This is a genomic window from Achromobacter sp. AONIH1 (assembly GCF_002902905.1).
GTDB lineage: Bacteria > Pseudomonadota > Gammaproteobacteria > Burkholderiales > Burkholderiaceae_B > Achromobacter.
Genome location: NZ_CP026124.1, coordinates 1,754,061 through 1,774,842 on the forward strand (window position 1 = coordinate 1,754,061; position 20,782 = coordinate 1,774,842).

Annotated in this window: 18 protein-coding genes; 11 read left to right on the forward strand and 7 right to left on the reverse strand. The window is 67.0% G+C overall.

The annotated features are described in order from the left end of the window. Window positions 1–163: 163 nt before the first annotated feature. The 5 genes from rplM to erpA all read left to right on the forward strand — a co-directional run bounded on the left by rplM (window position 164) and on the right by erpA (window position 3,413). Window positions 164–592, forward strand: coding sequence for a 50S ribosomal protein L13 (gene rplM, locus C2U31_RS08065; protein ID WP_006217309.1), 429 nt, complete (start codon window positions 164–166; stop codon window positions 590–592). 9 nt (window positions 593–601) lie between these two features. Beyond that, on the forward strand, window positions 602–994 hold the full coding sequence (gene rpsI / locus C2U31_RS08070; RefSeq protein WP_006388641.1) for a 30S ribosomal protein S9: 393 nt from the start codon (window positions 602–604) through the stop codon (window positions 992–994). Between the two features lie 118 nt (window positions 995–1,112). After that, window positions 1,113–2,177, forward strand: a complete 1,065-nt coding sequence (gene argC, locus C2U31_RS08075; protein WP_103272374.1) for an N-acetyl-gamma-glutamyl-phosphate reductase — start codon at window positions 1,113–1,115, stop codon at window positions 2,175–2,177. A gap of 40 nt (window positions 2,178–2,217) precedes the next feature. Further along, a complete protein-coding gene (locus tag C2U31_RS08080; protein WP_233772696.1) occupies window positions 2,218–2,955 on the forward strand; it encodes a DUF6776 family protein in 738 nt (245 codons plus the stop codon). An 86-nt stretch (window positions 2,956–3,041) separates the two neighbouring features. Beyond that, window positions 3,042–3,413: an iron-sulfur cluster insertion protein ErpA gene (gene erpA, locus C2U31_RS08085; protein WP_103272375.1), complete on the forward strand. Its 372-nt coding sequence runs from the start codon at window positions 3,042–3,044 to the stop codon at window positions 3,411–3,413. 67 nt (window positions 3,414–3,480) lie between these two features. Here erpA and C2U31_RS08090 read toward each other — a convergent pair whose 3' ends face one another. Together C2U31_RS08090 and C2U31_RS08095 are read right to left on the reverse strand one after the other, a co-directional pair. Next, window positions 3,481–4,659 carry an anhydro-N-acetylmuramic acid kinase gene (locus C2U31_RS08090; RefSeq protein ID WP_103272376.1) on the reverse strand — a complete coding sequence of 393 codons (1,179 nt, stop codon included), beginning with the start codon at window positions 4,657–4,659 and terminating at the stop codon, window positions 3,481–3,483. A gap of 10 nt (window positions 4,660–4,669) precedes the next feature. Next, the gene (locus tag C2U31_RS08095) at window positions 4,670–6,076 is read right to left on the reverse strand and encodes a M23 family metallopeptidase (protein WP_103272377.1); all 1,407 of its coding nucleotides are present in this window, start codon (window positions 6,074–6,076) and stop codon (window positions 4,670–4,672) included. Between the two features lie 258 nt (window positions 6,077–6,334). Here C2U31_RS08095 and tyrS point away from each other — a divergent pair, with 258 nt between their 5' ends. Both tyrS and C2U31_RS08105 read left to right on the forward strand, forming a co-directional pair. Further along, the gene (tyrS, locus tag C2U31_RS08100; protein ID WP_103272378.1) at window positions 6,335–7,579 is read left to right on the forward strand and encodes a tyrosine--tRNA ligase; all 1,245 of its coding nucleotides are present in this window, start codon (window positions 6,335–6,337) and stop codon (window positions 7,577–7,579) included. A gap of 101 nt (window positions 7,580–7,680) precedes the next feature. Further along, window positions 7,681–8,337 carry a YbhB/YbcL family Raf kinase inhibitor-like protein gene (locus C2U31_RS08105; protein WP_103272379.1) on the forward strand — a complete coding sequence of 219 codons (657 nt, stop codon included), beginning with the start codon at window positions 7,681–7,683 and terminating at the stop codon, window positions 8,335–8,337. Between the two features lie 130 nt (window positions 8,338–8,467). Here the strand turns inward: C2U31_RS08105 and C2U31_RS08110 are convergent, their stop codons facing one another. Further along, a complete protein-coding gene (locus C2U31_RS08110; RefSeq protein WP_103272380.1) occupies window positions 8,468–9,106 on the reverse strand; it encodes a LysE family translocator in 639 nt (212 codons plus the stop codon). Window positions 9,107–9,317: 211 nt separating this feature from the next. Between C2U31_RS08110 and glyA the strand changes: the two genes are divergently transcribed. Together glyA and nrdR are read left to right on the forward strand one after the other, a co-directional pair. Next, the gene (glyA, locus tag C2U31_RS08115; protein WP_103272381.1) at window positions 9,318–10,568 is read left to right on the forward strand and encodes a serine hydroxymethyltransferase; all 1,251 of its coding nucleotides are present in this window, start codon (window positions 9,318–9,320) and stop codon (window positions 10,566–10,568) included. 199 nt (window positions 10,569–10,767) lie between these two features. Then, a complete protein-coding gene (gene nrdR, locus C2U31_RS08120) occupies window positions 10,768–11,247 on the forward strand; it encodes a transcriptional regulator NrdR (protein WP_103272382.1) in 480 nt (159 codons plus the stop codon). A 75-nt stretch (window positions 11,248–11,322) separates the two neighbouring features. On the opposite strand, the gene C2U31_RS08125 is transcribed toward nrdR, so the two are convergent. Both C2U31_RS08125 and C2U31_RS08130 read right to left on the reverse strand, forming a co-directional pair. Continuing rightward, the gene (locus C2U31_RS08125; protein WP_103272383.1) at window positions 11,323–12,285 is read right to left on the reverse strand and encodes a GlxA family transcriptional regulator; all 963 of its coding nucleotides are present in this window, start codon (window positions 12,283–12,285) and stop codon (window positions 11,323–11,325) included. 34 nt (window positions 12,286–12,319) lie between these two features. Continuing rightward, window positions 12,320–12,883, reverse strand: coding sequence for a cysteine hydrolase family protein (locus tag C2U31_RS08130; RefSeq protein ID WP_103272384.1), 564 nt, complete (start codon window positions 12,881–12,883; stop codon window positions 12,320–12,322). A gap of 210 nt (window positions 12,884–13,093) precedes the next feature. On the opposite strand from C2U31_RS08130, the gene ribD reads away from it, so the two are divergent. Further along, the gene (ribD, locus tag C2U31_RS08135; protein WP_199770969.1) at window positions 13,094–14,245 is read left to right on the forward strand and encodes a bifunctional diaminohydroxyphosphoribosylaminopyrimidine deaminase/5-amino-6-(5-phosphoribosylamino)uracil reductase RibD; all 1,152 of its coding nucleotides are present in this window, start codon (window positions 13,094–13,096) and stop codon (window positions 14,243–14,245) included. Between the two features lie 83 nt (window positions 14,246–14,328). Here ribD and C2U31_RS08140 read toward each other — a convergent pair whose 3' ends face one another. Then, window positions 14,329–16,821 carry a hypothetical protein gene (locus C2U31_RS08140; RefSeq protein WP_103272386.1) on the reverse strand — a complete coding sequence of 831 codons (2,493 nt, stop codon included), beginning with the start codon at window positions 16,819–16,821 and terminating at the stop codon, window positions 14,329–14,331. Next, the gene (locus tag C2U31_RS08145; protein WP_103272387.1) at window positions 16,808–18,049 is read right to left on the reverse strand and encodes a DUF3142 domain-containing protein; all 1,242 of its coding nucleotides are present in this window, start codon (window positions 18,047–18,049) and stop codon (window positions 16,808–16,810) included. Before C2U31_RS08145 ends, C2U31_RS08140 begins: the two co-directional genes overlap by 14 nt. Window positions 18,050–18,862: 813 nt before the next feature. Between C2U31_RS08145 and C2U31_RS08150 the strand changes: the two genes are divergently transcribed. Then, window positions 18,863–20,779 carry a PrkA family serine protein kinase gene (locus tag C2U31_RS08150; protein ID WP_369869782.1) on the forward strand — a complete coding sequence of 639 codons (1,917 nt, stop codon included), beginning with the start codon at window positions 18,863–18,865 and terminating at the stop codon, window positions 20,777–20,779. Window positions 20,780–20,782 lie beyond the last annotated feature (3 nt).

Here is a 20,782-nt window from a genome sequence, read left to right on the forward strand (position 1 = left end):
CCTCATTTTGGCTATTGCACGGGCGGGTAATAACGCTTAGGCGGGACGCTGATAGAGGCTTGAAATTCCAGGGTTTTCTCGGGAATCACGGCCTAGTCGGGGGAAGGAAGCGCTGGCAGGGATACGCCCGCCGGCGGAATCATTTTTCTTCTTAGGAACCATCATGAAGACCTTTGTGGCCAAGCCGCATGAAGTCCAACGTGACTGGTTTGTGATCGACGCCAAGGGCAAAGTCCTCGGTCGTGTGGCCAGCGAAGTCGCACGTCGTCTGCGTGGCAAGCACAAACCTGAATTCACGCCGCACGTTGATACTGGCGATTACATCGTCATCATCAACGCTTCCGATATCGTCGTTACCGGCACGAAGGCGAAGGACAAGAAGTACTTCCGCCACACCACGTACCCGGGCGGTATCCGCGAAACGAACTTCGAGAAAATGCAAGAGCGTTTTCCCGGCCGCGCCATCCAGAAGGCTGTCAAGGGCATGCTGCCCAAGGGTCCGCTGGGCTACGCGATGATCAAGAAACTGAAGGTGTACGCCGGTGCCGAGCACCCGCACACCGCCCAGCAGCCCAAGACGCTGGATATCTAAGGAAACGCCATGATCGGTAACTGGAACTACGGAACCGGCCGTCGCAAAACCTCGGTGGCTCGCGTTTTCATCAAGAAGGGCACCGGCAAGATCGTCGTCAACGGCAAGCCCGTCGACGAGTTCTTCGCTCGTGAAACCGGCCGCATGGTCGTGCGCCAGCCGCTGGAACTGACCGGCCACCTGGAATCGTTCGACATCAAGGTCAATGTGCACGGCGGCGGTGAAACCGGCCAGGCCGGCGCAGTCCGTCACGGCATCACGCGTGCCCTGATCGACTACGACGCGACCCTGAAGCCCGCGCTGTCGCAAGCTGGTTTCGTGACCCGCGATGCCCGCGAAGTCGAACGCAAGAAGGTCGGCTTCCGCAAGGCCCGTCGTCGCAAGCAGTTCAGCAAGCGCTGATGCCTGCAGAAAAAAGCCCGCTACGGCGGGCTTTTTTCATTTGGGGCCGCCGCTCCGCCTGCCCGCGATTGTCGGGCGATACAATCACGTTTCGTTCCACGTAGAGTTCATATCCATCATGGCCCAAGCATCGAACACCCGTATCAAGGTTGGCATCGTCGGCGGCACCGGCTACACCGGCGTCGAGCTGCTGCGCCTGCTGTCGCAGCACCCGAATGTGGAATTGACCGCCATCACGTCCCGCAAGGAAGACGGGCTGCCGGTGGCCGATATGTACCCGAACCTGCGCGGCCGCGTGAAGATCGCTTTCTCCGCGCCCGAAAAGGCCTCGCTGACCGATTGCGACGTGGTGTTCTTCGCCACGCCCCATGGCGTGGCCATGGCGCAGGCGCCCGAGCTGATCGCCGCCGGCACCCGCGTGATCGACCTGGCCGCCGATTTCCGCCTGCAGGACATCCCCACGTTCGAGCGCTGGTACAAGATTCCCCATACCTGCCCGGAAGTGCTGGCCGAGTCCCAGTACGGCCTGGTCGAGCTGAACCGTGAAGCCATCTCCAAGGCCCGCGTGATCGGCAATCCGGGCTGCTACCCGACCACGGTGCTGCTGGGCCTGGCGCCGCTGCTGGAAGGCGGCAAGAAGCTGATCGACGCGCAGACCCTGATCGCGGACTGCAAGTCGGGCGTGTCCGGCGCGGGCCGCAAGGCGGAGGTGGGCTCGCTGTTCTCCGAGGCCTCCGACAACTTCAAGGCCTATGGCGTGGCGGGCCACCGCCATCATCCGGAAATCGTTTCGCAGCTGGAGAAGATCGCTGGCGGCAAGGTCGGCCTGACCTTCGTGCCGCACCTGGTGCCCATGATTCGCGGCATGTACTCCACCCTCTACGCCCGCATCCTGCCCGAGGCGCGCGACACGGACTTCCAGGCCCTGTTCGAGCAGCGTTATGCCGACGAGGCCTTTGTCGACGTGATGCCGGCCGGCAGCCTGCCGGAAACCCGCTCGGTGCGCGCGTCCAACAACCTGCGCATCGCGCTGTCGCGCCCGGGCAATGGCGACCAGCTGATCGTGATGGTGGTGCAGGACAACCTGGTCAAGGGCGCCGCCGGCCAGGCCGTGCAGAACATGAACCTGATGTTCGGCTTCGCGGAATCCACCGGCCTGGACCAGGTCGCGATCCTGCCCTGATGCATTGCCGGAGGGGCGGCTGGCCGCCCTTTCGAGTGCCATGTCCAACGATTCTCCCATCGCTTCGCAATCGCGCCGTCCTCGCGGACTGGCGCGCGTCGGCATCGCGCTCGCGTTAGGCGTCGCGCTGGGCGTCGCGGGGACCAGTCTCTACGTCCGCCACCAGGCGCGCGCGAGCGTGGCGGCGGCTGCTTCGGATCCCCTGCCGAGCAGCGCGCAGGAAGAGGCGATGCGCCAGCAGCGCACGCTGCTGCGTTTCACCCAGGGCCAGCTGGACGCGGCCGATGGCGAACTGGTGATCGAGCGGGCCGCGCGGCAGGAGCTGGAAACGCAGTTGCGCGCCGCCCAGGCCGAGGTCGGCCGCGTGCGCGACCAGCTGGCGTTCTATGAGCAGCTGCTGCCGCCCGGGCCGGAAGGCTCGGTCGATATACGCGGCGCGCAGGTCGAGCGCGCCGGGCAGGGCCTGCGCTACAAGGTGCTGCTGATGCGCAGTGGTCGCAATGGTGGCGCACCGTTTTCGGGCGCGTTGCGCTTCCAGGCGGTCGGCACGCTCAAGGGCGAGACCGTGACCGTCGAGCTCGCGCCCATGCAGGTCAAGTCGGAAACGACGCCGGCGCCCGATGGTGTCGCCGCCGGACTGGCCTTGCAGTTCGACCAGTATCAACGCAGCCAGGGCATGCTGGCCTTGCCCGAGGGTTTTGTCCCCGAAAGCGTGACCATCACCGTGCTCGAAGGCGATACGGTGCGCGCGACCCGCAGCGTCAAGCTCGAACTTTGAGTCCGGCCCGGGGCTGCGCTATAGTGACAGCATACGAGTGGCGACGCCGCTCACCGAAATTCGGCCTCAACGGCCAGGAGTGAACCATGAATGCAGTGACCGAAACCGTCGACCTGCAGGCCCCGCCGCCTGCTCCCCTGGTCTTTACCGACTCGGCGGCCGCCAAGGTCAAGGACCTGCTGGCCGAGGAAGGCAACCCCGAGCTGAAGCTGCGCGTCTTCGTGCAAGGCGGCGGCTGTTCGGGTTTCCAGTACGGCTTCACCTTTGATGAAGTCGTCAACGAAGACGACACCGTGCTCGACAAGGCTGGTGTGCAGCTGCTGGTCGACCCGATGAGCTTCCAGTATCTGGTCGGCGCCGAGATCGACTACAAGGAGGACATCGAGGGCTCGCAGTTCGTCATCCGCAATCCCAACGCCAGCACGACTTGCGGTTGCGGTTCCTCGTTCTCGGTCTGATCGCGCCCTGAGCGTCAGCTCATTAAAAAACCCTTCGGCTTGCCGAAGGGTTTTTTGTTTTGGGCAATCAGGCCGGATAGAGCGCGCCCAGGATGCGCGGACCGCGCGCGCCGGTCACGTCGGGCAGTCCGGCGGGGCGGCGTTCCGTAAAACGGTGCGCCAGCCAGGCGAAGGCCAGCGCCTCGACCTGCTGGGCCGGCACGCCGAGCGCATCGGTCGGATGGACGGGCCGTTGCAGGCAGTACGCCAGTTCGCGCATCAGCGCGCCGTTGCGCGCGCCGCCGCCGCAGACATAGATCTCGGTCACGCCAGCGGCGGCCGCGTCAATGGCGTTGGCCACGGTCCTGGCCGTCAGGCGCTGCAATGTGGCCTGCACGTCCTCAGGCGCCGGGCGCGGGCCGTCGCAGGCCGCCAGCCGGTCGTCCAGCCAGCGCATGTTGAAGAGATCGCGCCCGGTGGACTTGGGTGGCGGCAGGGCGAACCAGGGTTCGCCCGCGATCAACGCCTCGAGCAGCGGCGCCAGCACCTGGCCGCTGGCCGCCCAGCGGCCGTCGGCGTCAAAGGGCTGGTTCAGGTGGCGCTGGCACCATCCGTCCAGCAGCACATTGGCGGGGCCGGTGTCGAAGCCGCGCACCGGCGTGCCGGGCGCAAGCAGCGTGACGTTGGCGATGCCGCCCAGGTTCAGCACCGCGCGCGCCCGTGGCGCGCCGAAGATCGCCGCATGAAAGGGCGGCACCAGCGGCGCGCCCTGGCCGCCGGCGGCCACGTCGCGGCTGCGGAAATCGGCCACCACGTCGATGCCGCTCAGCTCGGCCAGGAGCGCCGGGGCGTTCAATTGCACGGTATAGCCGCTGTCGGGCCGGTGGCGCACGGTTTGTCCGTGGACGCCGATGGCGATTACATCGCGCGGCGCGACGCCGGATGCGTCGAGCAGGCGGGCGGCTGTGTCGGCATAGAGACGCGCCAGCGAATTGGCCGCCAGCGCGGCGCGCGCCAGTTCGTCGGCGCCGGCGTGGTTCAGCGACAGCAGCTCGGCGCGCAGGGCGGAGGGCATGTCCAGGCTGGCGCTGGCCAGCACCTGCGGCGGCTGGCCGTGGGCCAGCCGGGCCAGCACGCCGTCGACACCGTCGACGCTGGTGCCCGACATCAGGCCGATATAGAGTCCGGGAGCGGGGCGGGCGGGCGCGGCGCCCGCCGCCTGGAGGCGGCCGGGCTGGGAATCGCGCGGGCCGCCGGAAGCGCTCATGTTCGCGCGCTCAGCGGCTGGCCACGTTGGTCAGCGCGTCGGGCAGGGTCTGCTGGAATTCCGTCAGCAGCTGGATCTGCTGCTGGTACGGCGCCACGGCCTGCTTGAAGGCGCGGATTTCCGCGGGCTCCAGCGTGCGGGCCACGGGCAGGTCCACCGACAGCGGGTCGATGGGCTGGTTGTCCACGCGGAATTCGTAGTGCAGGTGCGGGCCCGTGGCCCAGCCGGTGGCGCCCACGTAGCCGAGCAGCTGGCCCTGGGAGATCTTGGAGCCCTTGGTGATGCCTTCGGCGATGCGGCTCTGGTGCGCGTACAGCGTCGAGTACTTGCCGTGGTGCTTGACGATGACCACGTTGCCGTAGCCGTTCTGCCAGCCCGAGAATTCCACCGTGCCGTCAGCCGTGGAATGGATGGGCGTGCCCGACGGCGCGGCGTAGTCCACGCCCTTGTGCCCCGTCCAGGTCTTGTGGATGGGGTGCATGCGCATGCCGAAGGTCGAGCTGATGCGGCTGAACTTCAGGGCGGTGCGAAGGAAGGCGCCGCGCAGGCTGGTGCCGTCGAAATCGTAATACGAGCCGCTCTTGCCGTCGGGGCTGAACCAGACGGCGTTGTAGGTCTTCTCGCCGTTGATGAACTCCAGCGCCAGCACGCGTCCGGCGCCGGCATAGCGGCCGTCGTGCGAGCGCACTTCGTAGACCACGCGGAACTGGTCGCCCTGCCGCAGGTCGCGCAGGAAGTCGATCTTGGCGCTGAGGATGTCGGCCATCTGCAGCGTGACGGAATCGGGGATGCCGGCCGCATCGGTGGCGCCGAACAGCGAGGAGCGGATGGTGCCGACCGCGACGCGGGTCTGGCGATCGGTGCTCTCGGTGATTTCCTCGGCCTTGTAGCTGTTGCCGGCCGGGGCCACGTGCAGCATGCGGGTGACGACCTGGCCGTCGGTCTCGTTGCCGGGCGTGTGGATGTAGCGCAGCCAGATCAGGTTGCCGTCTTCGTCGGTCGCCGCCTGGACCGAGCGGCCCGGATAGAGCTTGTAGATGCTGCGGGCGCTGGCGTCGTGGGTGAGGAAGGTTTGCAGTTCCGGCGCGTCCAGTTCCAGGCGCTGCAGCACCGCGGCCAGCGTGTCGCCCGCGCGGATGCGGGTTTCGCTGATGTAGGGCGCGGCGCTCGGCGTGCTGACTTCGACCTGTTCGGCGGTCAGGGGCAGGATGCTCTGGATGATGCGGGCGGAGGGGATGTCGGAGCGATCGGGATGCTGCACCATGCCCAGCGCGGCAGCGCCGGCGAACAGGCCGATCGCGGTGACCAGCAGCGTGCGGCTGACAATCCCGGAGCGCGGCTTGGGCTCGACGGGCGAGAGCGACGCTGCGGTTTTGCGCTTGAAGCGGTTCGCAATGTCGTGGAGGCCACGATTCATCGTGAAAAAACCCTCTCAGGTAGCTGGGACTCGCAGGGTGCGTGACACGAACGGCCCCCGCGCGCCACGTTATCCGGGGCAAGGGCTGGCGCGGGGCGCAACTTGTGAACAGCAGGTGACAGACCGGACGACAACTGCGTATATATGACAGTTGCGTATGATTAGGGCGGTATCCTAGCTGATTCAGCTAGAATTTTCGATAGTTTTCGTCACTTTTTACACCTTTTATCGGCCGAAGCCGTCTTGGTCCCCCCGGAAATGTCCTCCTCAGAAGCCCCCATCGCAGCAGCCCCCATCACCCCCGAAGTCGAAGCCGACCTGCGCATCGCCAAGCGCGGCTGCGACGAACTGCTGGTCGAATCGGAGTTCGCCCGCAAGCTGGCCCGCAGCCGCGCCACCGGCGTGCCGCTGCGTATCAAGCTGGGGCTGGATCCGACCGCGCCGGACATCCACCTGGGCCACACGGTGGTGTTGAACAAGATGCGCCAGCTGCAGGACCTGGGCCACACGGTCATCTTCCTGATCGGCGACTTCACCTCGACCATTGGCGATCCCAGCGGTCGCAACAGCACCCGCCCGCCGCTGACCCGCGAGCAGATCGAGGCCAACGCCAAGACCTACTATGCGCAGGCCAGCCTGGTGCTGGACCCGGCCAAGACCGAGATCCGTTACAACTCCGAGTGGTGTGACCCGCTGGGCGCGCGCGGCATGATCCAGCTGGCCTCGCGTTACACGGTGGCGCGCATGATGGAGCGCGAGGACTTCACCAAGCGCTTCAAGGGCGGCGTGCCGATCTCGGTGCATGAATTCCTGTATCCGCTGATGCAGGGCTATGACTCGGTGGCGCTGAAATCCGATCTGGAGCTGGGGGGCACCGATCAGAAGTTCAACCTGCTGGTCGGGCGCGAGCTGCAGAAGGAATATGGCCAGGAGCCGCAGTGCATCCTGACCATGCCGCTGCTGGTGGGGACGGATGGCGTCGAAAAGATGTCCAAATCCAAGGGCAACTACATCGGTATTTCCGAGTCGCCGGATTCGATGTTCGGCAAGCTCATGTCGATCTCCGACACGCTGATGTGGCGTTACTTCGAACTGCTGTCGTTCCGCTCGCTGGAAGACATCGCCGCGCTCAAGGCCGAGACCGAGGCCGGCCGCAATCCGCGCGACGCCAAGGTCCTGCTGGCCCAGGAGATCATCACCCGCTTCCATTCGGCCCGCGCGGCCGAAGAGGCGCTGGCTTCCTTCGAGGCGCGTTTCCGCGACGGCGCCATCCCGGACGACATGCCCGAAGTGAACGTCGCCGGCGCGCCGGTGGGCATCCTGAAGCTGCTGCGCGAGGCCGGCCTGGTGGCGTCGGGCTCCGAAGCCCAGCGCAACGTGGAGCAGGGCGGCGTGCGGGTGGACGGCGACCGCGTCGAGGACAAATCGTTGCAATTGCCCGCCGGCACTTATGTGGTGCAGGTAGGCAAGCGCAAATTCGCCCGTGTTACCGTGAAGTCGTGATTTTGCGAAGATCGCTTGATCCGGTGGCTGCGGAGATTTGATACGCTGGGAGCCAGGGCCGAGGACCCGGGCGTCCTGTGCGGCACATTGAGGAGCACGACATGAAGCTTTTGAGTTTGTCCTTTTCCGATGCCGAGTCGATTCCCGAGCGCTACGCCTTCGGCAGGATCGACGCGCAATCGCACGTCGCGCTGGCTGATAACTTCAATCCGCAGTTTTCCTGGGACGACGCGCCGGCCGGCACGCAGTCCTTCGCGCTGATCTGCCACGATCCGGACGTGCCGTCAGTTCCCGACGACGTCAACCAGGAGGGCCGCGAAGTGCCCGCCAGCCTGCCGCGCGTCGATTTCTTCCATTGGGTGCTGGTGGACCTGCCCGCCGACCTGCGCGAAATCGACGAGGGCGCCTTTTCCAACGGCATCACGCCGCGCGGCAAGGGCGGCCCGTTGGCGCCGCTTGGCGCGCGCCAGGGTGTCAACTCCTACACGTCCTGGTTCGCCAGCGACCACGACATGAGCGGCGACTATTTCGGCTATGACGGCCCGTGCCCGCCCTGGAACGACGCGCTGGTCCACCGCTACGTGTTCACGTTGTATGCGCTGGACGTGGCCACGCTGGGCCTGCAAGGGTCCTTCACCGGCGAGGATGCGCTGCGCGCGATCCAGAAGCATGTGCTGGCCCAGGCTTCGCTGACCGGCACCTACACGCTCAACCCGGCCCTCGCGCCCAAGCAGATCGGGGCCACCTCGGCCTCCTGACGCCCCGCGCGGGCCGATCACGCCCTGTCGTCGGATCCGTCCGGCGGCAGGGCGTTTTCAATTGGGGCGATCCATTGCGGCCGCGGCTGCCGGTCGGGCCGAGGCCCGAGCCGGCGTCCATCCGCGCGCATCAGCCCGCCGCGCGTTTCAAGCGCAGCAGCGCCACGCCGAAGCTCACGAAGATCGAGCCCACCAGCCGGTTGAGCCAGGTCACGATGCGCGGCTGGCGCAGCAGCCGCCGCGCGCGATGGGCCAGCGCGCCATAGGCCAGCAGCGAGACCAGCGACATGCCCATGAAGATGCCCGTCAGGATGAGGAACTGCGGCAGCAGCGATTCGCTCGCGTTCAGGAATTGCGGGAACAGCGCGGTGAAGAACAGGATGGGCTTGGGATTCATCGTCGCCACCAGCGCCGCTTCAAGGTACAGACGGCTGGCGCGGCGCGGCGCCTGTTGCGTGGCCTGTTCGGGCGGCGGCGCGATATTCGAGCGGCCAAGCAGATGGCGCAGGCCGATGTAGAGCAGATAGGCCGCGCCCGCGACTTTCACCAGCGTGAACAGCAGCGCCGACGATTGCAGCACCACGCCCAGTCCCAGCATGGCGGCGGCGGACAGCAGGAACAGCCCTGTCACGTTCCCCAGCGTCGACGGCAGCACGGCGCGCACGCCGCCCGCCGCGCCATTGCGGATGGCGAGCATGGTGGCGGGGCCGGGGCTGACCACGCTGACGGCGGCGACCAGCGAGTAGGTAAGGAGGGTGGCGGTTTGCATGAAAATTGCTCAAGGCGGCTTGAGGCCGGTTTCAGGGGGCGGAACGGCGCGCGTGGTTTTCGCGCCCGTGCATGGCATTTTGCGCCGATTGCCGGTAGATGGGGGGCAATTCCGCGCGCCCGACGGGGTAAACTAAGCGCCATTCTCCGGGTTTACCCCGGCCAGCCTTTCCCCGGTTTTTTCTCTTCTACTGCCTCAGGAACCCTCCGTCATGTTTGACCGCAACCTCACCCTGTCCAAGGCTGACCCGGATGTCTGGGCCGCCGTCCAGAAGGAAGACGTGCGCCAGGAACAGCACATCGAGCTGATCGCGTCCGAGAACTACGCCAGCCCCGCCGTCATGGAAGCCCAGGGCACGCAGCTCACGAACAAGTACGCCGAAGGCTACCCCGGCAAGCGCTACTACGGCGGCTGCGAATACGTGGACGTGGTCGAGCAGCTGGCCATCGATCGCCTGAAGCAGATCTTCGGCGCCGAAGCCGCCAATGTGCAGCCCAACTCGGGCTCGCAGGCCAACCAGGGCGTGTACATGGCCGTGCTCAAGCCAGGCGACACCGTGCTGGGCATGAGCCTGGCCGAAGGCGGCCACCTGACGCACGGCGCGTCGGTCAACGCCTCGGGCAAGCTGTACAACTTCATCTCGTATGGCCTGGACGAAAACGAAGTCCTGAACTACGACCAGGTCGAAAAGCTGGCCAAGGAACACAAGCCCAAGCTGATCGTGGCCGGCGCCTCGGCCTACGCGCTGCACATCGACTTCGAGCGCATGGGCCGCATCGCCCGTGAAAACGGCGCGCTGTTCATGGTCGACATCGCCCACTACGCGGGCCTGGTCGCTGGCGGTGCCTACCCCAACCCGGTTCCGCATGCAGACTTCGTCACCTCGACCACGCACAAGTCGCTGCGCGGCCCGCGCGGCGGCGTCATCATGATGAAGGCCGAACACGAGAAGATCATCAACTCGGCGATCTTCCCCGGCATCCAGGGCGGCCCGCTGATGCATGTCATCGCCGGCAAGGCCGTGGCCTTCAAGGAAGCGCTGGCCCCGGAATTCAAGGACTACGCGCAGCAAGTGGTCAAGAACGCCAAGGTGCTGGCCGATACGCTGGTCAAGCGCGGCCTGCGCATCGTTTCCGGCCGCACCGAAAGCCACGTCATGCTGGTTGACCTGCGCGCCAAGGGCATCACCGGCAAGGAAGCCGAAGCCGTGCTGGGCCAGGCTCACATCACGGTCAACAAGAACGCCATCCCGAATGATCCGGAAAAGCCCTTCGTGACCAGCGGCATCCGCCTGGGCACGCCGGCCATGACGACCCGCGGCTTCACCGAAGCCGAGGCCGAACTGACCGCCAACCTGATCGCCGACGTGCTGGACAACCCGCGCGACGAGGCCAACATCGCCGCCGTGCGCGCCAAGGTCAACGCACTGACCTCGCGCCTGCCGGTCTACGGCCGCAAGTAAGCGCCTGCGCTGTCCGCCCGGGAAACCGGGCGGCGGGGATGAAAAGGGACGGTTCCGCAAGGGCCGTCCCTTTGTTTTTGGCCGGACGCACGGTTGCTGGCAAAAATATCGGGGACGAATTCAGCCCTATTGACGATTTCCGCCGGACGGATCGTTACAATATGCTTAATTCTTGCCATCCGGCCTTCAGGGATCACACATGCGGTGTCCATTTTGCGGCAACCCCGAAACGCAGGTCGTCGACAGCCGCGTCTCGGAAGAAGGCGACGCCATCCGGCGCCGCCGCCGTTGCCTGTCCTGCGACAAGCGCTTCACCACCTATGAACGGGTGGAGCTGGCGCTGCCCTCGGTCGTCAAGCGCAATGGCAGCCGCAGCGACTACGATCCGGCCAAGCTGCGCGCCAGCCTGAGCCTGGCGCTGCGCAAGCGTCCCGTCAGTACCGGCGACGTGGATGCCGCCGTTTCCCGCATCGAAGAGCAGTTGCGGGCCAGCGGGCAGCGCGAAGTGCCCACCGAGCACATCGGCGAGCTGGTCATGAACGAGCTGCGCAAGCTCGACAAGGTGGCCTACGTGCGCTTTGCTTCGGTCTACAAGAGTTTCGAGGACATCGGCGAATTCGTCGAAGCCATCCGCGAGATGCAGGGGCCCTTGCTGCCCGGCAAGCTGCGCAAGGACTGAGCGGATCCGCCTGTTGTCGTCACGCCGCCGCTCGGGCGCCGTGGCTAGGTCGGCGCCCGAGGCCGACGGCCCGCTTCAGGCCGCCAGCTGCTGCCGCGCCATGCCGGGCGTGCGCGGCTCGAAGCGACGCCACACGCGCCGCATGTGCTGGGCCGAGCCAAATCCCGCCTTCTCCGCCACGCGCTCCAGGTCCAGCCGGGTTTCGCGCAGCAGGTCGCGCGCCAGCGCGACGCGTATCTGATAAAGATAGTCCATCGGCGTGCAGCCCGCGTGCAGGCGGAACAGCCGGGTCAGGTGGCGCGCGCTGGTATGGGCTTCCTGCGCCAGCGATTGCGCCGACCAGGGCGCCGCCGGGTTGCGCACCACCGCATCCTGCACCTTGTGGACGCCGGGATGCAGATGACTGCGGTGTTCCAGCCAGGGCGACAGGGCCGAATCCGTGCCGGCGCGGCGCTGGTAGACCAGCATTTCACGGGCGACCTCGCAGGCGATGCGCGGGCCGCAGTGGCGCGACACCATGTGCAGCGCGAGATCGATACCCGCCGTGATGCCCGCGCTGCTGACCAGCGCGCCGTCTTCGACGAAGATGCGGTTGTCGAGGATCCGCGCGCTGGGATCCAGCGCCGCCAGCTGCGCCAGGCTGCCGTGATGGGTGGTGCATTCGCGCCCGCGCGTGAGGCCGGCGGCCGCGGCGAACAGCGCGCCGGCGCAGATCGTCATCAGCGTGAAGCCGTCGGCCGGTTGGCGCGCGGCCAGCCAGTCGATGATGGCGCGCGCCTGCGCATCGTCCAGCCGCGTCGGCGTGCCCACCACGCCGGAAACGATGACCAGCGCGTTGGCGGGCAATCTGGCCGGCAGCGGCTTGATGCGCGCCAGGTGCAGCCCCGCCAGGCCGCATTCCAGCTCCGCCTCCGGTCCGCAGAAATGCAGCGCGAACGTGCCGGGGCACAGCCTTTCGGCCACCCGGAACGCCTCCGCCGGACCGGCCAGGTCCAGCAGCACCAGGCCGCGCGTCAGCACGAAGTACACCGGGATCATGGCGTGCGCTCGCGCATTTCAGCGGGACGACATGCTAAGCCGCCAGCACGTCGGCGGCACGCAAGACCCGCGCGAAGCGGCCCTGCAGCACCAGCTCGGTGCGGTCGCGGATCTCGGCGGGCGTGTATTGCCGGCCGGACGGGCTCTGCATGGCGAAGGTCAGGGTGGCGTCGGTGGGGAAGATCACCTTGAAGCCGGCGTCGCTGGCATGGCGGGAAGTGGTCTCGCAGCACTGCTCGGTGCGGATGCCGCTGACGATGATCTCGCCGATATCGTGATCCCGCAGCCAGTCATGCAGCGTCGCGCCGTCCTGGCCCTTGGCGTAGAGCGAGGAGTGCACGGTCTTGTGGAACACGGCGGTGGGCGAGATCTTCAGCTCTTTCAGCGTCTTGACGTGCCCGGACGCCAGCGAGAAGGGGTTGGCTGGATCGTCCGACACGCTGGTGTGGAAAACCTGCAGCACCGGCACGCCCTGGGACGTCGCGGCGTCGATCAGGCGCTGGATCTGCGCCACGAACGCGGGGTATTCGGTTTCGTCCCAAAACGGACGTTGCCGAAAGGAATCCTGGACATCGATGACGATCAGCGCTTGCTTCATGGTCTGGGCTCCAAAACATGGATTTTAAAAGGACACGCAGCCATTTTCATCCTCGCGGACCGGCCAGACGAGCACGCTGGCAGACCAGCATCGGCCCGAAACGGACATCATGGCGGTCGGGGTGGCGGGCGGCGCCGGATGGCGGGAGCGGCGGGTTGGGACGGGCGCGGGTCTCCCAGGGCGCGGCCGCGCGGACATACAATCCTGCGCATGACGACTGCCACCGATTACGACGATCTACACTGGATGCGACGCGCGCTGGAGCTGGCGCGGACCGTCATGTACACGACCGCGCCCAATCCCCGGGTCGGCTGCGTCATCGTGCGCGACGGACGCGTGGTGGGCGAAGGCGCGACCCAGCCGCCGGGCGGCCCGCACGCCGAGGTGTGCGCCTTGCGCGATGCCCAGGCCCGTGGCGAGACGGTGGCGGGCGCCACCCTCTATGTCACGCTGGAGCCGTGCAGCCATCACGGCCGCACCCCGCCCTGCGTGGACGCCGTGCTGGCCGCCGCGCCGGCGCGCGTGGTGGTGGCGATCGGCGACCCCAATCCCCTGGTCAACGGCCAGGGCCTGGCGCGGCTGCGCGCCGCCGGCATCGCCGTCACCACCGGCGTTTGCCAAGAGGAAGCGCTGGCGCTCAACGCGGGCTTCATCTCCCGCATGAGTCGCGGGCTGCCCTGGGTCTGGATGAAGATGGCGGCTTCGCTGGATGGCCGCAGCGCGTTGCATAACGGCATGTCGCAATGGATCACCGGCCCGCAGGCGCGCGAGGACGGCCATCGCTGGCGCGCGCGCAGCTGCGTCGTGCTGACGGGCATGGGCACGGTGCTGAAGGACGATCCTCAGCTCAATGTCCGGGGCGTCGACACGCCGCGCCAGCCACGCAAGGCGGTGGTCGATGGCGGATTCGCCATTCCCGAAACGGCGCGGCTGTTCGATGGCGCGGAAGTCATCGTCTTCACCGCCCGCGAGGATGCGGCCAAGGCGCGCCGCCTGGAACAGCGCAACGCGCGCGTCGTTTGCCTGCCGGGCGAGACGGCCGGCAAGGTGGACCTGCCCGCCATGATGCGTTGGCTGGCCCGGGAGCAATTCAATGAAGTCCACGTCGAGGCCGGCGCGGGCCTGAGCGGCGCACTGGTATCGGCGGGCTGCGTGGATGAGCTGCTGCTGTACCTGGCGCCGGTGCTGCTGGGCGACGCGGCCGGCATGGTGCGCCTGCCGCTGCTGGAACACCTGGATGGCGCCCGGCGCTACGCCTTCATCGACACGGCTGCGATCGGACCCGACCTGCGCCTGCGCGCGCGGGTCGAGGCCAGCTGGCAGCAGCTGCTGCAGCGGGTGGCCTTGCCCGACCTGGGCTGAACGGATGGGGCATTGCTGCCGGCCTTGGCGCCGGCCCGGATAGAGGGGGGGCGTCCGGCCCCTGGGCCGGACGCAGGCGCTGCTCAGCCCTGCGCGCCGCGACGCGCGCGCCAGACCCACAGCGCAACGCCCGCGGCGGCGGCCGCCAGCGCCAGCAGGCCGGCGGCCAGCAGGCGGCCCGGATGGTCGTGGCGCAGCCGTTCCCAGGCCTTCCAGGCCTGCACATAGTGGAACCGGGCCGCGCCCTTGAAGTCGGGTTCCGCGCATTCCTGGCCGAAGCTGCCGCTGAATGGCACGACGGCGCCGGTTTCCACATAGCGCCGGTACATTTTCGCCGCGACGTCCGGCGCGTCGTTGATGACGAAGCGCGTGCCCTGGCACAGCACCGCCGCGTAAGCCTGCGAGCGCGCCGGCAGTTCGTCGGCCGCCTTCATCATGTGGCTGGCGGCGATCTGCCGGTAGTGGAAGCGGGCATAGGGCCGCGCTTCGCTGGCGGCGTAGCGCTCGCGCTCCTGCTGCGTGACATAGGGACCGGGCAGGGCGGCCTCGGCGCGTTGCGCGGGCGTGGCGGGAATCGCGTCGCCATGCTCTTGCGTCCACAGGAAGTAGTTGCGGCCCGCGCCATAGGTATAGCTGCCGTCATAGACCGCGTAGTCGGGATCTTCTTCGTAGCCCATGATCTCCATGCCATGGCGACGGGCCATCAGCCCGGCCTGGTGCCAGGCCTGCGCCCGTCCGGTGCGGCCCCAGCCATTGCCGGCTTCGCGCAGGGCCGCCGCATAGGCGGCGGCCTGGCTGCGTGATTCGTCGTTCTCCAGCTTCGCCACGCCTGCCGCGTCATAGCGCATGCGGGCAAAGCGCGGATCGGCCTCGGCGGGGAAATAGGGCACCGCCTGGTCGATCATGCCCTCGCGCACCATGCGCCGCGCCAGCAGCAGGCGCAGGCGGTCAGCGGTCGGAACGGGATGCTGCCGGGCCCAGCCGTAGTAGTCGTCGCCGTCCTTCAGGTCGAACACCTTGGGCCGGGCGGGGGCGGGCGTGGCGGGCGCCTGCGCGTCCACGTACTGTTTGAGTTCGTCCAGCGTCAGCACGCGTTCGGCGACATAGGCGGCGTCGTTCCAGTAGGGCGCCATCGGCCAGCCCTCTTCTTCGGCGGGCCGAGTCGCGTCCAGCGGGCCGCCCGCCCGCAGCAACTGGTCCAGCGCTTCGACATATTGGCCGCGCGACAGGGTCAGCACGCCCTGTTCGGCCCGCAGACGTCCCGCGCTGTCGGCGTCGAGGCTGCCATCGGCGCGCGGGAACGCGGCGGCGGCGCGGGCATAGGCCTGCGCGGCCTGGACCGAGTCGCCCTGGCGCAGCGCCAGCTTGGCGCGCACCCACCAGGCCAGCGCCGTGTCCAGCCGGCTGGCCAGCGATTGCGCCAGGTCGTAGCGGCCGATGCGATAGGCCAGGGCGGCGACGCGGTCGGCGTTGGCCACCTGCCGTACGTCCAGCGCCTGCAGGGCCGATACCAGGGACTTGAGCGTGGGATTGGGCTCGACATTGGGCGCGCCGCGCGCCGAATCGGCCAGGCCGGGCTGGCCGGTGGCGTCGAAATTGGCGTAGGCATCGAAAGCGCTGTCGGGCTGGCCATCGACGATGTCGCCGAGCCGGGCCAGCGCATAGGACACCAGCAGCCCTTGCGCGACGGGATCGTCGATCAAGGCGCGTGCGCGTTCGGGCTTGCCCAGCGCCCAGCTGGCCAGCAGGCGCAGCGACGCATGGCCGCTGGACGAGCCGCGCGCCGCCTGTTCGGCGTACAGGCGGATGGCCTGCTTGAGCGCGGCCGCGGGAACCGCGTCCATGCAGGGGGTGTCGTTCAGGAGATCAATATAGCTGCACTCGCCTTGCGCGCCGGTCAGCAGCAGGCGCGCCTGCTGGCCGTAGCTGGCGACGGCCAGGCCCAGCGGATCCGGCGCACCGGCGCGGGCCAGTTCGCGGGCGTGTTCGTAGGCCTTGGCGGTTTGTGCCCGCGCGGCGGCATCGTCGTGGATGGCGCTGGAGATGTCCCCGATATCAGCCAGCATGTACGACGCCCACACGCTGCGTGCGACAGACTGCGCGGCCGGCAGCGCCAGGATGGCCTGGAAGCGTCGCTGCGCCCGCGCCAGCCGCTGTTCGCCGAGCCCGCCCGGTTCGCGCTGTGCCAGCAGGTAGTCCACCGCGCCGGCGGCATACAGGCGCGCGGCTTCCGGGACGCCGGCGCCGGCGGCGTAGGCCGCGTCGCCGTCGGCCTGCGCGCGCATCTTGCGGATGGCGTTGCGCTGGGTCGCGTCCAGTTCAGGATCGTCGTCTTCCGGTATGTACGCCTGCGGCGGCTGATAGTACGGATCGGTATCGCGGGCCCGCAGCGCGTCGGTGGCTGGCGTCAGCCGCGCCGCCTCGTAGCGGAACGAGTTGGACGGCGTGGCGTGCAGCGTGCCGCCGCGGTCGTCCAGCAGTTGCGCGGGGAAGTCGGGGCCGCAGGCGATGACCACACCGGCGCCGATGAGGCCGGCAAACAGGAGCGCCTTTGCGAGTTTCTTAGGGTTGGACATGGAGGTTGGTCGGTTCGTGTTCACAGCGTATCCAGCCGATGTTGCGTTGAGCGCCGGCGTGCAGCAGGCCTTCCTGCGCGCGACGCAGGTAGATGCCTAGTCCGTCGCGTTCCAGCGTGTAGCCGTTGATGCCGTCGGCGGCGGCGCAGGCGCCATCCAGCCGCACGGCGAAGGGGAGCGCGGCGTCGGCATCGCCGGCGTTCGCGAGTATGAGGTCGCGCGCGCCGCCGGCGGCGGCCCGCGCGCTGACGGACAGCGCCGGACGCAGCGGCTGGCGCGCCAGCACGGCGCGCCACGTCGGCAGGCTCCAGGCGCGCGCGTCGACGCGGGTCGGCAGCCGGAACCAGACGATGCCGGCCAGGCCGGACGGGCGCCGGTCTTCGATGCGGGAGACAAAGGCCGCCATGTCGGCGGGCGTCACGAGCAGCTCCGCCGAGCGTCCGCCAGGCAGGAGCGCGGGTTGCTCGCTTTCGACCGCGGCGATTCGGCCCTCGTCGTCCCAGGCGACGCGACTGCCGTAGGCGGGCAGGGCCACGCGCCAGGGCTTGCGGGTCTGCGCCGCGTAGGCGTCCAGCCAGGCCTGCGCGCGCTTGGCATCGAACAGTCCGCGCGTCGGACTGAGCACGGCATGGACCTGCAGCACGCTTTCGTCGGGGATGGCGAGCAGGGCGGCGAGCGCGGGACTGTCCAGCCAGGTCGGCAGGGCGGTGATGGACAGGGGGATGGACGGATCCAGGCGCGCCCGCAGGCCGGCAAGGAAGCGCGTGTACGCCGGCAGCTTGGAGGTGGCGCAGTCGTAGTCGATTTCCACGCCCGCCAGCGCGATGCCGGCCCGTTGCCACGAATCGCGCAAGGCCGCGATGCGCGCATGGATCTCGGCGTCGCGCAAACCGTCCACGCGGCCGTCGAAGCGCAGCACCATGATGGCGGGCCGGCCGGCGGCGGCCAGGGCCGGCAGGGCGGGCGTCGCGTCGGACCACTTGCCGTCCGGGGCCACGTCGGCGGCCAGCACGCGCCAGGCCCGCACCAGATCGGCGCTGTCAGACATCGCGGCAGTCACGGCCGGCGTCCAGCGGCGTTGCCAGACATAGGCATCGTTGTCCAAGGCCGGGTCGGTCTTGCCGCAAGCCGCCACGAGGACGCTGCACAGGACGACGGCAACGCAGCCATGCGCCGCGTGGGCGGCAGGCAGGTACCGGCGAACCACGTTTCGCAGGCGGGATGGCATGGGCGGCTGATGCTGCTTCGGAGATGGGCGCGATTGCGCAAAGCCGTGATTCTAGCGCCGCAGGCAATCCTTGCGCGCTGCATGGGTATTAGCACTCCGCCGGGCCGGCTGCCAGATGTCCGCGAATCATTCAGCATCCCCGCGCCTCGCATTTCTGACGCGTTCTTGAAGTGTTCTTGGCGTGCTTTTCACAGACGGCGTTTGATATTTTTTGCAAGGTCGCGGCAAATGAATTGCCACAAAACGGTCAATTGGGCTTAGCATAGGTGCATGACTTGGCGCTACGCCCGCGGTTCGTACCGTTCTCAGCCACGCGCCCTCGTCACACCTAGGATTCGCGTGCTGTCTGCTTGGCGCTTTTTCACGCCGCATCGGCACGCCGCTGAACGAAGCCGCAGCGCGACGTTCAGGCCGCTCGCCGCGATCGCATGGCGGGCCTTGCGGGACCGACATCTCCCGCACATAAGAATCCATGGGATATCGCTCATCCCTTCAAATCATTGCCGACCATTTCGTATGCGGCCGCGTTTTGCGCGCGTACTACGGCGATATGCTGAAGCCGATAGAGTGAACTTATTCACCGAAGTTGCATTCCCTGACGGAACTAGTGTCCAAAGGGTGCAGCCTAATTGGAAAGGACCCCGATACGCCTCATGGCCGATGTGTGGCGAAAGCAACATACGGCTACGCTGAAAATGCTTATCGCGAGTTTGTATTGCAATACGGAAGTATTGCGATGGCACTGAGGCACAATGGGGACAAGTCGGGTCGTAATGGCTTTTTCGCGTGTTGTAGGAGGTTTCCGTGCAAAACATCGTCGAAGGCTTCAAGTCGCAGTATGCAAGAGAGCAGGAGTCAGAGCTTTCCCTCGAGGAATATCTGAACCTGGCCAAGAGCGATCCCATGGCGTACGCCAGTCCCGCCGAGCGCATGCTCGCCGCGATCGGCGAGCCCGAGGTCGTGGATACGCGCAACGACCCGCGCCTTTCCCGCTTGTTTTCCAACCGGACCATCCGGTGCTATCCAGCGTTCCAGGAGTTCTACGGCATGGAGGACGTGATCGGGCAGATCGTCGCGTTCTTCAAGCATGCCGCGCAGGGACTGGAAGAGCGCAAGCAGATCCTCTATCTGCTCGGCCCCGTGGGCGGCGGCAAGTCGTCCATCGCCGAGCGGCTCAAGGTGCTGATGGAGCGCTTCCCCATCTACGCGCTGAAGGGCTCGCCCGTCAACGAGTCGCCGCTGGGCCTGTTCCATTCGGAACGCTTCGGCGAGACGCTGGAAAAGGAATACGGCATTCCGCGCCGCTACCTCACCGGCATCATGTCGCCGTGGGCCGTCAAGCGCCTGAAGGAATTCGACGGCGACATCTCGCAGTTCCGCGTCGTGCGCCTCAATCCCTCGGTGTTGCGCCAGGTGGCCATCGCCAAGACCGAGCCGGGCGACGAGAACAACCAGGACATCTCGTCCCTGGTCGGCAAGGTGGACATCCGCAAGCTCGATCGCCATTCGCAGGACGATCCCGACGCCTACAGCTACTCGGGCGGGCTGTGCCTGGCCAACCAGGGGTTGCTTGAGTTCGTGGAAATGTTCAAGGCGCCGATCAAGATGCTGCATCCGCTCTTGACGGCCACGCAGGAAGGCAACTTCAAGGGCACCGAGGGCTTCTCGGCCATCCCGTTCAACGGCTGCATCCTGGCGCACTCGAACGAATCGGAATGGCAGACCTTCCGCAACAACAAGCACAACGAGGCCTTCCTCGACCGTATCTACATCGTCAAGGTCCCGTACTGCCTGCAGGTGTCGGAAGAGGTTCGCATCTACGAGAAGCTGCTGCATCACAGCTCGCTGTCGACGGCGCCCTGCGCGCCGGGAACGCTGGACATGATGGCGCAGTTCTCGGTGCTGACGCGGCTGAAGGAACCGGAAAATTCCAGCATCTATTCGAAGCTGCGCGTCTATGACGGCGAAAGCCTGAAGGACGTGGATCCGAAGGCCAAGGCCTTGCAGGAGTACAAGGACTACGCCGGCACGGATGAAGGCATGACCGGCGTGTCCACGCGCTTCGCCTACAAGATCCTGTCCAGCGTCTTCAACTACGACCAGACCGAGGTCGCCGCGAACCCGGTGCACCTGATGTATGTGCTCGAGCAGCGCATCGGCCGCGAGGACTATCCCGACGAGGTCCGCCGGCGCTATCTCGAATTCATCAAGGGCTACCTGGCGCCGCGTTACGCCGAGTTCATCGGCAAGGAGATTCAGACCGCCTACCTGGAGTCCTACTCCGAGTACGGCCAGAACATCTTCGACCGCTACGTGACCTTCGCCGACTGCTGGATCCAGGACGAGGAATTCCGCGACCCGGAAACCGGCGAGAGCTTCGATCGCAGCGCCTTGAACGATGAGCTGGAAAAGATCGAGAAACCGGCCGGCATCGCCAACCCGAAGGATTTCCGCAACGAGATCGTCAACTTCGTGCTGCGCGCCCGCGCCAACAACAACGGCCGCAATCCGACCTGGACCAGCTATGAAAAGCTGCGCGAAGTGATCGAGAAGAAGATGTTCTCGAACACGGAAGACCTGCTGCCGGTGATCTCGTTCAACGCCAAGGCATCGGCCGAGGACAAGTCCAAGCATCAGAGTTTCGTCGACCGGATGGTCGAGAAGGGATACACGGAGAAGCAGGTCCGACTGCTGTGCGAGTGGTACCTCCGTGTGAGGAAGTCTTCCTGAGCG

Excerpts from the sequence above, each read along its gene's own strand:
- C2U31_RS08095 (WP_103272377.1), bottom strand. The coding sequence starts at position 6,076 with ATGAATCGTGGCCTCCACGACATTGCGAACCGCTTCAAGCGCAAAACC.
- C2U31_RS08080 (WP_233772696.1), top strand. The coding sequence starts at position 2,218 with ATGTCCAACGATTCTCCCATCGCTTCGCAATCGCGCCGTCCTCGCGGA.
- argC (WP_103272374.1), top strand. The coding sequence starts at position 1,113 with ATGGCCCAAGCATCGAACACCCGTATCAAGGTTGGCATCGTCGGCGGC.
- C2U31_RS08105 (WP_103272379.1), top strand. The coding sequence starts at position 7,681 with ATGAAGCTTTTGAGTTTGTCCTTTTCCGATGCCGAGTCGATTCCCGAG.
- rplM (WP_006217309.1), top strand. The coding sequence starts at position 164 with ATGAAGACCTTTGTGGCCAAGCCGCATGAAGTCCAACGTGACTGGTTT.
- rpsI (WP_006388641.1), top strand. The coding sequence starts at position 602 with ATGATCGGTAACTGGAACTACGGAACCGGCCGTCGCAAAACCTCGGTG.
- C2U31_RS08140 (WP_103272386.1), bottom strand. The coding sequence starts at position 16,821 with ATGTCCAACCCTAAGAAACTCGCAAAGGCGCTCCTGTTTGCCGGCCTC.
- C2U31_RS08145 (WP_103272387.1), bottom strand. The coding sequence starts at position 18,049 with ATGCCATCCCGCCTGCGAAACGTGGTTCGCCGGTACCTGCCTGCCGCC.
- glyA (WP_103272381.1), top strand. The coding sequence starts at position 9,318 with ATGTTTGACCGCAACCTCACCCTGTCCAAGGCTGACCCGGATGTCTGG.
- nrdR (WP_103272382.1), top strand. The coding sequence starts at position 10,768 with ATGCGGTGTCCATTTTGCGGCAACCCCGAAACGCAGGTCGTCGACAGC.
- erpA (WP_103272375.1), top strand. The coding sequence starts at position 3,042 with ATGAATGCAGTGACCGAAACCGTCGACCTGCAGGCCCCGCCGCCTGCT.
- C2U31_RS08110 (WP_103272380.1), bottom strand. The coding sequence starts at position 9,106 with ATGCAAACCGCCACCCTCCTTACCTACTCGCTGGTCGCCGCCGTCAGC.
- ribD (WP_199770969.1), top strand. The coding sequence starts at position 13,094 with ATGACGACTGCCACCGATTACGACGATCTACACTGGATGCGACGCGCG.
- C2U31_RS08090 (WP_103272376.1), bottom strand. The coding sequence starts at position 4,659 with ATGAGCGCTTCCGGCGGCCCGCGCGATTCCCAGCCCGGCCGCCTCCAG.
- C2U31_RS08130 (WP_103272384.1), bottom strand. The coding sequence starts at position 12,883 with ATGAAGCAAGCGCTGATCGTCATCGATGTCCAGGATTCCTTTCGGCAA.
- tyrS (WP_103272378.1), top strand. The coding sequence starts at position 6,335 with ATGTCCTCCTCAGAAGCCCCCATCGCAGCAGCCCCCATCACCCCCGAA.
- C2U31_RS08125 (WP_103272383.1), bottom strand. The coding sequence starts at position 12,285 with ATGATCCCGGTGTACTTCGTGCTGACGCGCGGCCTGGTGCTGCTGGAC.